This window comes from Thiobacillus sp. (genome assembly GCF_030696885.1).
In the GTDB taxonomy this organism is placed as follows: domain Bacteria; phylum Pseudomonadota; class Gammaproteobacteria; order Burkholderiales; family Thiobacillaceae; genus Thiobacillus.
On the sequence record NZ_JAUYRI010000017.1, the window covers coordinates 236,301 to 249,490 of the forward strand.

Genomic DNA, 13,190 nt, shown 5'->3' on the forward strand with positions numbered 1-13,190 from the left:
GGATTATCGAATCACCCGCCGTGCGGCTGTCACGCCGCCCAGAACCACGGCGCCCGCAACGATGCCGGCCAGCGCATCAATTAGAAACGGAACGAGCATGGCCAGCGCGCCACCAATCACCGGCAGCGTTTCAGCGGCATGGGCGACGGCCTGGACCAGCTCATGGGTGCCGGGCAGGCCGTGCACCAGGATGCCGCCGCCGACCAGGAACATCGCTGCAGTCCCGATGACGGCCAGGCTTTTCATCAGAACCGGCGCGGCGGCGAGGATGCGGTGCCCCAGCGCGCGCGTCCAGCGGGACGGGCGCTGGCTGAGGTAGAGCCCGGCGTCGTCGAGCTTGACGATGCCGGCGACCAGGCCGTAGACACCCACGGTCATCACCAGCGCAATGCCGGTGAGCACGGCGACCTGCTTGCCGAACGACGCGGCCGCGACGGTGCCGAGGGTGATGACGATGATTTCGGCCGACAGGATGAAGTCGGTGCGGACCGCGCCCTTGATCTTGTCTTTTTCCAGCGCAACCAGATCGATAGCAGGGTCGGCCGCCGCCTGGGCGAGTTCGCTGCGATGGGCTGCGGCTTCCTCGCGATGAAGGAATTTGTGCGCCAGCTTTTCGAAACCTTCGTAGCTGAGAAAGGCGCCGCCCAGCATCAGCAGCGGGGTGATCGCCCAGGATGCGAATGCGCTGATCGCGAGCGCCGCCGGCACCAGAATCGCCTTGTTGATCAGCGAGCCTTTGGCAACGGCCCACACCACCGGCAGTTCACGCTCGGCCTTCACCCCCGAGACCTGCTGGGCGTTCAGTGCAAGGTCATCGCCCAGTACGCCGGCGGTTTTCTTCGCCGCGACCTTGGTCATCACCGACACGTCGTCGAGGATGGTGGCGATGTCGTCGATCAGCGCGAGCAGGCTGCTCCCCGCCATGGCGTGCGTCCCTCAGTCGCCCAGCTGGATGCGGCCGGCCTTGTCGGCCGCCGCGAAGTCCAGCATGCGCTGGATCGAGACCGCCGCCCTGGCGCGAATGGATTCCTCGATATGGATTTCGTTGCCCCCCTGCTCCAGTACGGCGGCGAGCTTGCGCAAACCGTTCATCGCCATCCACGGGCAGTGCGCGCACGATTGACAGGTCGCGCCTTCGCCTGCGGTCGGCGCTTCCAGCAACAGCTTGCCGGGTGCCGCGGCGCGCATCTTGTGGAAGATGCCGTTGTCGGTGGCGACTATGAATTCCGGATTCGGCAGGGTTCGCACCGCCTCGATCAGCTGCGTGGTCGAGCCGACCACGTCGGCCAGTGCGATTACCGGTGCGGGCGACTCGGGGTGCACCAGCACCGCGGCGTCCGGGTGTTCGGCGCGCAGTTTCGCGAGCGCCTCGGCCTTGAATGCCTCGTGCACCACGCACGACCCCTGCCACAGCAGCATGTCGGCGCCGCTGATGCGCTGCACGTAGTCGCCCAGATGACGGTCCGGCGCCCACAGCAGCGCGTGGCCCTGCCGGTGCAGGTAGGTGACGATCTTGACCGCGATTCCGGAGGTGACGACCCAGTCGGCGCGTGCCTTCACCGCGGCGCTGGTGTTGGCGTAGACGACCGAGAGCCGGTCCGGGTGCGCGTCGCAAAAGGCGGCGAATTCATCGGCCGGACAGGCGAGGTCGAGCGAGCAGTCGGCCGCGAGGTCGGGCATGATCACGCGCTTTTCGGGGTTGAGAATCTTGGACGTTTCGCCCATGAACTTGACCCCGGCGACGATCAGCGTCCTGGCCGGATGCGCGTGGCCGAAGCGCGCCATCTCCAGCGAATCCGACACGCAGCCGCCGGTTTCCTCGGCCAGGTCCTGCAGGTCGGCTGAGGTGTAGTAGTGCGCGACCAGCACCGCATCCTGTTCCTTCATCAGGCGCTTGATGCGCGCCTTCAGCTCGGCGCGCTCATCGTCGGCCAGCACTTCCTCCACCATCGGGGGCGGCTGGATCACGGGGCGGACCGGAATGGGAAAAGCGAGCTTCATCGGGACGTTCGACACAGGGTGGAAAGCACTCAAGTATAGCGCTGCGCAGCAGGCGCTTTCACGCGGCGGCGGATGGGTTTTTGTGGAGCACAGCGCGGCTTATGCCTTATCCTTGCGCCCCATGCAGCAGCTCCTACTCGATGTCCGTCCGCCGGCCCGGCCCGAACTCGCCCGTTTTGTGGCGGGGCGCAATGTCGAGCTGATGGCGCAGTTGCAGGCCATGCTCGACGGCAGCGCAGCCGAGCGCATGGTCTATGTCTGGGGCGCGCCGGGAAGCGGCAAGCGTTATTTGCTGACGGCCTGGGCCCATGCCTGCGAGGCACGCGGCATGACGGTTGATTTTAGCGGCCAGCAGGCGGCGCAGGCGGTGATTGCGGTACAGGTGGAACACTGGGACGCGCAGCAGCAGCACGCCGGGTTTGCCGCGTTCAACCGGGTGCGCGAGGCGGGCGGATTGTGGCTGGCAGCGGGCAGCGTGGCGCCGGCCGAGCTGCCGCTGATGCCGGAGCTCAGGACCCGGCTGGGCTGGGGACTGGTGTTCCAGCTGCAGGCGCTGGACGACGCCGAAAAACGTGCTGCCTTGAGCCAGCATGCCGACACCCTGGGTTTCCGGCTGGATCCCCAGGTGGCGGACTATCTGCTGAACCACACCGCGCGCGACATGCAGAACCTGCTGCGGGTGCTGGAGGCGCTGGACCGGTTCAGTCTGGAAACGCGGCGCCCGATCACGCTGCCGTTGCTGCGGCAGCTGCTGAGCGTCAACCGGCCCTGAATCAGGCCGGCCCGGCGCCCTGCTGCCCCTGCTGGTCGGCGATGTCCTTGTGGACCTGCGCCATGTCCAGTCCCATGACCTGTTCGATCAGCGAGTCCAGCGCATTGGCGGGCAGCGAGCCGGCCTCCGAGTAGAGGATGACCTGTTCGCGGAACACCATCAGCGTGGGAATCGAGCGGATCTGGAAGTAGCCGGCCAGATCCTGCTCGACTTCGGTATTGACCTTGGCGAACACGATATTGGCGTGCTTCTCGGCGGCGGCCTCGAAAATCGGGGCAAAGCCGCGGCAGGGGCCGCACCAGGGCGCCCAGAAGTCGACGACGACGACGTCGTTGCCGTTGATGGTGGATTCGAAGTTTTCCTGGGTGAGTTCGATGACGGCCATACGGGTTCCTGCGTAAAAGTGGAATGGCCTAGAAGGCCGGAATGGAAAAATGAGGAAATAAAAAGGCGCGAGGACGAATCCATCGCGCCTACGTGCCACCCTATCATGGATGGCGGACCTCCGACAAACCGGAGGCTTCTTATAGGGTCGTTTTCAGCAAGGCTGCCCGCGACCCCGGGGTCCAGTCGAAGCCGACTGGCCTGGAATCTATTTGGCGAACGCCTGGTGAAACAGGCCGCGCTTCTTTTGATCGGCCGGCTGCGGACTGCGCACCACGTTCTGGCTGTGCTTAAGGTTGCTGCGCACTTCGGCCCGGTTGACCGCCATGATCAGCTCGGTTGCCAGTACCCGGGCTTGATGCGGTGTCAGGGTCAGGCGGCAGTCGTGGGCAACCAGCGACACTTCGACACGGTCGCGGCCCTGGCTGTCTTCCTTCAGGCTGATGTCCAGGGTGCTACCGGGTTCAAGTTCGATCATTTCGGTCTCTCCTTGCGTTGTCTTTGCAAGGATATGAGCAGGGTTCATGCCAGTCTCCGGGGGCGCCGCATGGCGTGGAAAACCGCATTAAATCAGGCGGGTTTGACGGCTTGATGAAGAGAGGGCCGCCCGCGGTCCCGACGAAGCTTCGTCAGGACCGCGGGCGAGTTCGTCAGTTGGGAGCGGGTTCGGCCTGTGGCGGGACGGTGTCGACTGCCTCTGCGCGCTCGCGCGTCAGCAGGGTATAGGCCACCGGGATGACGAACAGCGTCAAGAGGGTGCCGAGCAGCAGGCCGCCGACGATGACCCAGCCGATCGGCGAGCGCGATTCTGCGCCGGCGCCGCTGGCGAGCGCCAGCGGCACCGCGCCCAGCACCATTGCGGCGGTGGTCATCAGGATCGGGCGCAGGCGCAGGCTGGCCGCCTCGATCACCGCCTCGACCTTGCGCTTGCCGCGCGCACGCAGCTGGTTGGCGAACTCGACGATCAGAATGCCATGCTTGGTGATCAGGCCGACCAGCATCACCAGACCGATCTGGCTGTAGACGTTGAGGGTGCCGCCGCTGAGCTTCAGCGCCAAGAGCGCGCCGGTGGCGGCGAGCGGCACCGTCAGCATGATGATGAAGGGCGAGACGAAGCTTTCGAACTGCGCCGCCAGCACCAGATAGATGATGACCAGCGCCAGCGCGAAGGTGATCAGCAGCGTTTGTCCCGATTCGCGGAATTCGCGCGACTGTCCATCCAGCGTGGTGCGGGCGCTCGGCGGCAGCGTTTCGGCCGCGGCCTGGTCCATGAAGGCGAGCGCTTCGCCAAGGGTGTAGCCGGGCGCGATGTTGGCCGAGATGATCGCGGCGCGCTGGCGGTTGAAGTGGTTGAGCTCCTTGGGCGCCACGGTCTCGGTCAGCGCGACCAGGTTGGACAGCGGGGTGAGCCCGCCGTCGCGGCCGCGCACATAGAGCGCGGTCAGGTCCTGCGGCACGGCACGGGCGGCGGGATCGAGCTGGACGATGACATCGTATTGCTCGCTGTCGCGCTTGAAACGTGTGACTTCGCGGCCGCCGAGCAGGGTTTCCAGGGTGCGGCCGATGGTGTCGATGCCGACCCCCATCTGGGCGGCCTTGTCGCGGTTGATGTCGACCTTGAGCTGGGGCTTGGTCAGCTTGAGGTCGGTGTCGGGGTTGGACAGCCCCGGGTATTCGCGCACCTTGGCCATCAACGCCTCGACCGCCGTGTTCAGCTCGTCGTAGCTGGGCGCCTGCACCACGAACTGCAGCGGCGGATTGCGGAAGCTCTGGCCGAGCGAGGGCGGGTTGATCGGGAAGGCGAGCACGCCCGGCATGCCCATGAACATCTGCGGGCCGAGGCTGGCGGTGATGTCCATCTGGCTGCGGCTGCGTTCCTCCCACGGGTCGAGCATCACGAACGACAGCGCGGTGTTGACCGGGTTGGGGCGCTCCAGGCCGGGCGCGACGACGACGAAGGCGGTGCGGACTTCCGGCACGTTCTGATAGATGCCCTCGAGCTGGCGCGCGTACTGGTCGGTGTATTGCAGCGTGGAACCTTCGGGCGCCAGCATGAAGCCGATGAAGAAGCCGCGATCCTCGGTCGGGGCCAGCTCCGATTTCAGCGACTTCAGCAGGCCGAAGGCGGCGACCGCGACGAGCACGAACACCACCGCGACGATCACGGGGTGGCGCATGACCCGGGTCAGGCCACGGGTATAGCCGCTGTTGAGCCCGTTCAGCATGCGTTCGCCAAAGTTGAAGAAGGCACCGTGGCGGGTTTCGTGGCGCAGCATCTTGCTCGCCATCATCGGCGTCAGCGTCAGCGCGACAAAGCCCGAGACCAGAACCGCCGCCGCCACCGTCATCGCAAATTCGGTGAACAGCTTGCCGGTATTGCCCTCGGCAAAGGCCAGCGGCGCGAACACGGCGACCAGCGTCAGCGTCATCGCCACGACCGCAAAGCCGATCTCCTTGGCGCCCTTGACCGCCGCCTCATACGGCGGCATACCTTCCTCGATGTGGCGGTAGATGTTTTCCAGCATGACGATGGCGTCGTCGACCACCAGGCCGATCGCCAGCACCAGCCCCAAGAGGGTCAGCACGTTGATGGTGAAGCCCATCGCATAGAGAAAGATGAAGGCGCCGATCAGCGACACCGGGATGGTGACAAAGGGAATCAGCGTGGCGCGCCAGTTACGCAGGAACAGGAAGATCACCGCGACCACCAGCACCATCGCCTCGATCATGGTGGTGTAGACGGCGTCGATCGATTTTTCGATGAAAATCGAGCTGTCGAAGCCGACCCGCAGCTGCATGCCCTCGGGCAGTTCTGCTTCGAGCCGCGGCAGTTCGGCCTTGACCGCCTGCGCCACCGCCAGCGTATTGGCGGTGGACTGCTTGACGATGCCCAGGCCCACCGCAGCGCGGCCGTTGACGCGCACGATGTTGCGCTCGTCCGCGGCGCCGATTTCGGCGCGTCCCAGGTCGCCCAGGCGCACCAGCGCGCCGTCGCTTTCGCGGATGATGACGCGCTCGAATTCCTCCGGTGTCTTGAGGTCGGTTTCGGCCAGCACGGTGAATTCGCGCATCGGGCCTTCGATCCGGCCCGAGGGCAGCTCGGTGTTCTGGCTCCTGAGCGCGGTTTCAACGTCCTGCACCGTCACGCCCAGCGCGGCCATGCGGCTGGGGTCGAGCCACAGACGCATGGCGTAGCGGCGCTGCCCGCCGATGATCACCGAGGCGACGCCCGGCAGGGTCTTCAGCTGATCGGCCACCACGCGGTCGGCGTAGTCGGTGATTTCCAGTGGCGACTGGCGGTCGCTGGAAAACGCCAGCCAGATGATGGCCTGGGCGTCGGCTTCGATCTTGGCGACCACCGGGTCTTCCGCTTCGCCGGGCAGCAGGCCGCGCACGCGCGCCACGCGGTCGCGCGTGTCGTTGGCGGCGGCTTCGGGGTCGCGCGACTGCACGAACTCCACCGTGATCTGGCTGACCGCTTCGCGGCTGACCGACTTGATCGTTCGGATGCCTTCGATACCCGACAGCGAATCCTCCAGCGGCTTGGTGATCTGGCTTTCCATCACCGCCGCCGAGGCGCCTGGGTAGACCGTGCGCACCGACACCACCGGCGCGTCGATGTTGGGGTATTCGCGCACCGGCAGGCGGTCGAAGGCGATGAGGCCGATCAGGATGATCATCAGGCTCATCACGGTGGCCAGCACCGGTCGGCGGATCGAGAGGTCGGACAGAATCATGGCTTATCCAGGGTGAAAGCGTTGAGCGAGAGCGATGGGGTAGCGGGCGTGCTCAGCGTGCCGGCGGTTTGCCCGACTGGAGTTTCATCCGCTGCGCCGCCTGCTCGAGCGTGATCACGGGCACGCCTGGGCGCAGCTTGATCTGACCGTCGAGGATGACGGTGTCGCCCTCGGCCACGCCGGAAACGATTTCGACCCGGCCCGGATCGCGCTTGCCCAGCTCGACCTTGCGCAGCTCGGCCTTGCCGTCGACCGCGAGGAACACATAGCTGCCATCCGCACGCGGCACGATGACCTGTTCGGGCAGCAGGATGGCGTGGGTCCTGCCGCCGAGGTCGGCGGTGGCGCGGGCAAACATGCCGGGCTTGAGCTGGCCTTTGGGGTTGGCGATGCGCGCGCGGACGCGAACGTTACGACTGACCGGGTCGACCACCGGATCGATGGCGTGCACGGTACCGCTGAAGGTTTGTCCCGGTAGCGCATCGACGGTCAGCTTGATCGGCTGGCCGATGCGCACCAGCGGCAGCGCCGTTTCGGGCACCGGCACTTCCAGTTTCAGAGTGCCGAGCGCGTCCAGCCGCACCAGGTCGTCGCCCTTGCCGACATAGGCGCCGGGGCTGACCTGACGCAGACCGGCCACGCCGGCGAAGGGCGCGCGGATCGAGGTCTTGCTGAGCGCCACCTGTTCCTGGCGCAGGCGTGCGCGCAGGATGTCGAGGTTGGCGCGCGCCTCGTCGAGCGCCTGGCGCGAAATGAAATTCTGCGCGACCAGTTCCTCGCTGCGGGTGTAGCGGCTTTGTGCCAGCTTCAGTTCGGCCTCGGCGGCGGCCACGCGGGAACGCTGCTCGGCGGAATCGAGCACCACCAGCACTGCACCCTTTTTCACCGGCTGGCCTTCCTTGAACTGCAGCCTGTCGATGCGGCCGTCGATTTCCGGCCGCAGCACCACGCTGTCCTCGGCAATCAGCGCGCCCACCGCGTTGACGGTGTTCGTCATCGGCGTGGCGGTGGCTTTCATCATGTTGACCGGAATGAAGGGCGGGCCACCTGCCTGGGCGAAGGCGAAGGAGGGAACGAATAACAGCAGGAGCAGTGCGCGCATGGAGAATTCCGCAAAAAGAACAAAGACGTACGATAGGAGCGCACCTTAGCAGTTCCGCACCGAAACAAAAACCGCGCGTCGGAGTCAACCCGAGACAGACTATGTAAGGATTGCGTGCGTGATCCGACTGATTGCAACGTACGCCCAACCAGGACACCGCCATGCTGATCCGCCTGCCCACCGACATCGCCCCGTCTGAAATCACCCCGCCCGAAATCTACCGTGACCGTCGCCGCTTCATGCAGGGCATGGGCGCGCTGGCGGCCGGTGCCGCGTTCGGCATCGGGCCGGATGCACGCGCCGCCGGGGCCAAGCTGGCCGGCGTGCGCGACAGCGCCTACAGGCTGACCGAGGCCAGCACCCCGTACAAGGACGTGACCACCTACAACAACTTCTATGAGTTCGGCACCGGCAAGAGCGACCCGGCCAGACAGGCGGGCAGCCTGAAAACCCGTCCGTGGACGGTGGCGGTCGAAGGCGAGGTGCGCCGCCCGCAGGCCTGGGACATCGATGCGCTGCTGAAGCTCGCCCCGCTCGAAGAGCGTGTCTATCGGATGCGCTGCGTCGAAGGCTGGTCGATGGTGATCCCCTGGGTCGGCTATCCCCTCAATGAACTCATCCGCCGCGCCGAACCCACCGGAAATGCGAAATACGTCGAGTTCGTCACGCTGAACGATCCGAGGCAGATGCCGGGCCTGCGCTCGCGTGTGCTCGACTGGCCGTATACCGAAGGCCTGCGGCTAGACGAGGCGATGCATCCGCTGACCCTGCTGGCGGTCGGACTCTATGGCGAAGTGCTGCCGAACCAGAACGGCGCGCCGATCCGCCTGGTGGTGCCATGGAAATATGGCTTCAAGAGCGCCAAGTCCATCGTCAAAATCCGCTTCGTCGAGAAGCAGCCAGTCTCGTCCTGGACGGCGGCTGCGCCCGCCGAGTATGGCTTCTATTCCAACGTCAATCCGCAGGTCGACCACCCGCGCTGGAGCCAGGCGAAGGAGCGCCGCATCGGTGAATTCCGCAAGCGCGACACGCTGATGTTCAACGGCTACGGCGACCAAGTGGCGTCGCTGTACCGTGGCATGGACCTGAAAAAGCTCTTTTGATGAGCGCAGTCCTGCGCAACCCGAAGCTCTGGATTGCGCTGCTGTGCCTGCTGCCGCTGGGGCGGCTGATCGCGCTCGGGCTGGGCGGCGGTCTGGGGGCAAACCCCATCGAGTTCATCACGCGCTCGACCGGCACCTGGACCCTGGTCGGACTGCTGGTCACGCTGTCCGTCACCCCGCTGCGGCGGCTGACCGGACGTGCTGACCTCATTCGTTACCGGCGCATGCTGGGGCTGTTCACCTTCTTCTACGCCAGCCTGCATTTCGTCACCTACATCTGGCTGGACCAGTTCTTCGACCCGGCGGCCATTGCCCGCGACATCGTCAAGCGCCCCTTCATCACGGTCGGTTTCAGCGCCTTCGTGCTGCTCATTCCACTGGCCGTGACCTCGACGCACGCCATGATGCGCCGGCTGGGCCGGCGCTGGCAGCATCTGCATCGCCTGGTCTATGCCATTGCGCTGCTGGGCGTGATCCATTACCTGTGGCTGGTGAAGAAAGACCTGACCGAGCCCCTGCTCTATGGCGGCGCACTGGCGCTGCTGCTGGTCCTGCGTCTGCCGTGGGGCGTGGCGGCATTGAATGCAGCCAGCACGCGGTGGGGACGGCAAGCCGCAGGTCGCAAGCCGGACGGGGTGAAGCCGGCCGGCTAGCAAAGAGGCTGCCCGGTCGTTCATGAAAAACGAGGGGCAACGCCCCCGCCGATCATAAGAAAACCGGCGGGCAAGCCCTTGTTACGGATAAAAAAAGGGGGACAAGCCCCCGGCCGCGCCCATAAAAAAACGGGGGACAAGCCCCCGTTTCAGATTGGGCAATGCCCGACCTGTTTAAAGCCCGAACGGCTTGATGACCGGTACCGCCGGTGCGGGTGCAGGTGCGACGGAAGGTGCCGGCGCGGGTTTGGCGGGAGCCGCCTTCTTCGCGACAGGCTTCTTCGCCGGAGCTGCCTTCTTGGCTGCAGGCTTTTTAGCTGCAGGCTTTTTGGCCGGAGCTGCCTTGACTGCGGGCTTTCTGGCTGCAGGCTTTTTGGCCGGAGCTGCCTTCTTGGCTACGGGCTTTTTAGCTGCGGGCTTTCTGGCCGGGGCCGCCTTCTTGGCTACAGGCTTCTTCGCGACCGCTTTTTTAGCTACGGGCTTCTTAGCGACGGCCTTTTTGGCTACAGGCTTCTTCGCGACCGCTTTTTTAGCTACAGGCTTTTTGGCGACGGCCTTTTTAGCTACAGGCTTCTTGGCGACCGCTTTTTTAACTGCGGGCTTTTTGGCCGGGGCTGCCTTCTTGGCGACGGGCTTTTTAGCTGCGGGCTTTTTGGCCGGGGCCGCTTTCTTGGCGACGGGCTTTTTAGCTGCGGGCTTTTTGGCCGGAGCCGCTTTCTTGGCTACGGGTTTCTTGGCCGCCGGTTTTTTGGCGGGTGCTGCCTTTTTGGCTGCCGGTTTAGCGGCGGGTTTTTTCACTGTTGCCATATAACACTCCTTAGAAGTTGAACACATTCACATATCACTACAGCTTGAAGCCACGTGCAGTCAGAGTTTGCACTTCCAAAGCGTGGTATCAACAGGCAACCGTTCTGCCCGGAACCCGCTAGAAACGGGCGATACCGAGGCTCCGCTTGGTGAGCTTCATTCTAGTGGCTTTTGAACGGTGTTCAATGAATAGTCAAGATTCAGTGGAATCGACCATGGGGAGAATGTCGCAGTGAAGCAAAATGTATCGATGCGACACTAAAAACCCGGGAAATTCAATACCGGGCCATGTCAAAGATCGTCAATAAATACGCCGCTCTCCGGACATCATGTCGGTTTGATTTTCGCGTTCACGTATTAGGTGAATTTCATTCTTGTCGACCAGAATTTCCGCTGCCCGAGGACGCGAATTGTAGTTCGAAGCCATGCTCATGCCGTAGGCACCGGCCGAAAGCAGGGCCAGCAGGTCGCCTTCCTCGACCGCGAGATCGCGCGCAAAGCCAAGGAAATCGCCGGTTTCGCAGATCGGGCCGACGATGTCGTAGCGCTTCGGCGGGTCGCTGCGTTCGTTGACGGCGACGATCTCGTGATACGCCTCGTACAGCGCGGGTCGCATCAGGTCGTTCATCGCCGCGTCGACGATGGCGAAATTTCTGTCTTCGCCCGGCTTCAGGTACTCGACGCGGGTCAGCAGCAGGCCGGCGTTGCCGACCAGCGAACGCCCCGGCTCCAGCAGCAGCTTCTCGCGGCGACCGGCAAAGCGGGCCGCCAGCACGCGGCCGTAAGCCGCCAGATCGGGCGGTGTTTCATCGCGGTAGCGGATGCCGACACCCCCGCCAAGGTCGATGTGATGCAGCGCAATGCCCTCGGCCGCGAGCGCATCGACCAGTGCCAGCACGCGGTCGGCGGCATCGGCCAGTGGCGACAGGTCGGTCAGCTGCGAGCCGATGTGGCAGTCGATGCCGGTGACCCCCAGGTTGGGCAGGCTGGCGGCCAGGCGGTAGAGCGCGGGCGCGTCGGCGATCGGTACGCCGAACTTGTTTTCCTTGAGCCCGGTGGAAATGTAGGGGTGCGTCTTCGGGTCGACGTCCGGATTGACGCGGAATGACACCGGCGCCACCTTGCCGAGTTCGCCGGCCACGCGGTCGAGGCGCTTCAGTTCGCTGGCGGATTCGACGTTAAAGCAGAGAATGCCGGCGTCCAGCGCGGCGCGCATCTCGTCTGCGGTCTTGCCGACGCCGGAGAACACCACCTTGCCGGGGTCGCCGCCGGCAGCCAGCACGCGGGCCAGTTCGCCGCCGGAGACAATGTCGAAGCCGGCGCCGAGCCGGGCGAACAGGTTGAGGATCGCCAGGCTGGAGTTGGCCTTGACGGCATAACAGATCAGGTGAGGCGTCTGGGCGAAGGCGTCGGCGTAGGCCTGGTAGGCATTTTCGAGCGCCTGCCGGGAGTAGACATACAGCGGTGTGCCATAGCGTTCGGCAAGCGTGTCCAGCGCCACGTCCTCGAGATGAAGACGGCCGTCGAGTCGATGCAGGGTATTCAATTTGAAGTCCGTTGCGGTGCAGGAGGATTTTCGGGAAGATACAGGTCACCCTTGGAGCCGCAGGCCGCGAGACCCAGCCCGCACAGCAACAGGGACACTATATATAACGTGCGCAGTTTCATGCGCGAGATGTTAGCACGGGGCACCATGACAGAAATCGAATCCAGCGAGGCCGCGTTCAACCAGGCTGCCGCCACCACCCTTGCCCGTATCGAGCAGGTGCTGGAAGACGCAGACCTGGATTTCGAGACGCCGGCCGACGGCATCATCGAGGTCGAATTCGACGACGGCAGCAAGATCATCATCAACCGCCACGGCGTCGCGCGCGAGCTCTGGGTCGCCGCGCGTTCGGGCGGCTTCCACTTCAAGCCGCAGGACGCCAGCTGGGTCGACACCAAGAGCGGCGAGCCGCTCTACGACAAGCTGGCTGCACTGATCGCCGCGCAAGGCGGCGTCATGGTCCGCTTCTGAACTCTTGAAGAAAAGCCAGGCGCTCACCCTGTTCGACCTGGTCGAGCGGCTGTCGCTGCTGACCCGGGCCGACCTCAGACAGGCGGGCACCGAGCAGCACCTGCAGCCGGTGCACCTGCAGGTGCTGTTTTATCTGAACCAGGCCAATCGCTTCAGCAACACGCCGCAGGCGCTGACCGAATACCTCGGCCTGACCAAGGGCACGGTGTCGCAGACCGTGCTGGTGCTGGCGCGCCGCCGCTTGATTTCGCGCTATGCCGACCCCCGCGACGGTCGGGTGGTGCGGCTGATTCTGGCCGAGGGGGGCACCAATCTGTTGAAGACGCTCTCCGCGGGCGCCGCCTGGCGGGACATCGTGCAGACCGCCAGCGCGGCGCGGGTGACGTCGGCGGTGGTGGTGCTGCGCCAGGTACTGGCTCAGGTGCAGGCGCAAAGCGGCAAGCGCACCTTTGGCGTGTGCGCGACCTGCCATTACAACCAGCGGATCGGGCCGCGCAGCTATTTTTGCGGCTTGATGCAGGAAAAGCTGTCCAGCCCCGAGGTGCGGCGGATCTGCCGCGAACACGTGCCGCCGGTGCAGCAAGCCGAACCGGCAAGCTGACGCCCGGTTGCTG

The 13,190-nt window shown here is 64.9% G+C and carries 14 protein-coding genes; 5 read left to right on the top strand and 9 right to left on the bottom strand.

Features of this window, described 5'->3' with window-relative positions; translation table 11 throughout:
• Positions 1-3 precede the first annotated feature (3 nt).
• A complete protein-coding gene (locus Q8R61_RS08900) occupies positions 4-924 on the bottom strand; it encodes a DUF808 domain-containing protein (RefSeq protein ID WP_305536339.1) in 921 nt (306 codons plus the stop codon).
• Positions 925-936: 12 nt separating this feature from the next.
• Positions 937-2,001: a quinolinate synthase NadA gene (gene nadA / locus Q8R61_RS08905; RefSeq protein ID WP_305536341.1), complete on the bottom strand. Its 1,065-nt coding sequence runs from the start codon at positions 1,999-2,001 to the stop codon at positions 937-939.
• 121 nt (positions 2,002-2,122) lie between these two features.
• On the opposite strand from nadA, the gene hda reads away from it, so the two are divergent.
• Positions 2,123-2,773: a DnaA regulatory inactivator Hda gene (gene hda / locus Q8R61_RS08910; protein ID WP_305536343.1), complete on the top strand. Its 651-nt coding sequence runs from the start codon at positions 2,123-2,125 to the stop codon at positions 2,771-2,773.
• Between the two features lies 1 nt (position 2,774).
• Here hda and trxA read toward each other — a convergent pair whose 3' ends face one another.
• The 4 genes from trxA to Q8R61_RS08930 all read right to left on the bottom strand — a co-directional run bounded on the left by trxA (position 2,775) and on the right by Q8R61_RS08930 (position 7,996).
• Positions 2,775-3,158 (bottom strand): thioredoxin, encoded by a 384-nt coding sequence (trxA, locus tag Q8R61_RS08915; protein ID WP_305536345.1) that lies wholly within the window; start codon positions 3,156-3,158, stop codon positions 2,775-2,777.
• A 207-nt stretch (positions 3,159-3,365) separates the two neighbouring features.
• On the bottom strand, positions 3,366-3,635 hold the full coding sequence (locus tag Q8R61_RS08920) for a hypothetical protein (RefSeq protein WP_305536347.1): 270 nt from the start codon (positions 3,633-3,635) through the stop codon (positions 3,366-3,368).
• Between the two features lie 172 nt (positions 3,636-3,807).
• Complete coding sequence (locus Q8R61_RS08925) at positions 3,808-6,894, bottom strand: efflux RND transporter permease subunit (RefSeq protein WP_305536349.1); 3,087 nt, start codon at positions 6,892-6,894, stop codon at positions 3,808-3,810.
• A 52-nt stretch (positions 6,895-6,946) separates the two neighbouring features.
• Positions 6,947-7,996 (bottom strand): efflux RND transporter periplasmic adaptor subunit, encoded by a 1,050-nt coding sequence (locus Q8R61_RS08930; protein WP_305536351.1) that lies wholly within the window; start codon positions 7,994-7,996, stop codon positions 6,947-6,949.
• A 161-nt stretch (positions 7,997-8,157) separates the two neighbouring features.
• Here Q8R61_RS08930 and msrP point away from each other — a divergent pair, with 161 nt between their 5' ends.
• Positions 8,158-9,099: a protein-methionine-sulfoxide reductase catalytic subunit MsrP gene (msrP, locus tag Q8R61_RS08935; protein ID WP_305536353.1), complete on the top strand. Its 942-nt coding sequence runs from the start codon at positions 8,158-8,160 to the stop codon at positions 9,097-9,099.
• Positions 9,099-9,752, top strand: coding sequence for a sulfite oxidase heme-binding subunit YedZ (locus tag Q8R61_RS08940; RefSeq protein WP_305536355.1), 654 nt, complete (start codon positions 9,099-9,101; stop codon positions 9,750-9,752). The genes msrP and Q8R61_RS08940 overlap by 1 nt, the downstream gene beginning before the upstream one ends.
• Before the next feature lie 174 nt (positions 9,753-9,926).
• Here the strand turns inward: Q8R61_RS08940 and Q8R61_RS08945 are convergent, their stop codons facing one another.
• From Q8R61_RS08945 to Q8R61_RS14945, 3 genes are all read right to left on the bottom strand, one after another.
• Positions 9,927-10,559 carry a histone H1-like repetitive region-containing protein gene (locus Q8R61_RS08945; RefSeq protein ID WP_305536357.1) on the bottom strand — a complete coding sequence of 211 codons (633 nt, stop codon included), beginning with the start codon at positions 10,557-10,559 and terminating at the stop codon, positions 9,927-9,929.
• A gap of 301 nt (positions 10,560-10,860) precedes the next feature.
• Positions 10,861-12,105, bottom strand: coding sequence for a diaminopimelate decarboxylase (gene lysA, locus Q8R61_RS08950; RefSeq protein ID WP_305536359.1), 1,245 nt, complete (start codon positions 12,103-12,105; stop codon positions 10,861-10,863).
• Positions 12,102-12,371: a lipoprotein gene (locus Q8R61_RS14945; protein WP_371133581.1), complete on the bottom strand. Its 270-nt coding sequence runs from the start codon at positions 12,369-12,371 to the stop codon at positions 12,102-12,104. The genes lysA and Q8R61_RS14945 overlap by 4 nt, the downstream gene beginning before the upstream one ends.
• On the opposite strand from Q8R61_RS14945, the gene cyaY reads away from it, so the two are divergent.
• Both cyaY and Q8R61_RS08960 read left to right on the top strand, forming a co-directional pair.
• On the top strand, positions 12,253-12,576 hold the full coding sequence (cyaY, locus tag Q8R61_RS08955) for an iron donor protein CyaY (RefSeq protein WP_305536360.1): 324 nt from the start codon (positions 12,253-12,255) through the stop codon (positions 12,574-12,576). The two genes, Q8R61_RS14945 and cyaY, sit on opposite strands and share 119 nt — an antisense overlap.
• Positions 12,577-12,580: 4 nt before the next feature.
• Positions 12,581-13,177, top strand: coding sequence for a MarR family winged helix-turn-helix transcriptional regulator (locus Q8R61_RS08960; RefSeq protein ID WP_305536362.1), 597 nt, complete (start codon positions 12,581-12,583; stop codon positions 13,175-13,177).
• Positions 13,178-13,190: the final 13 nt, after the last annotated feature.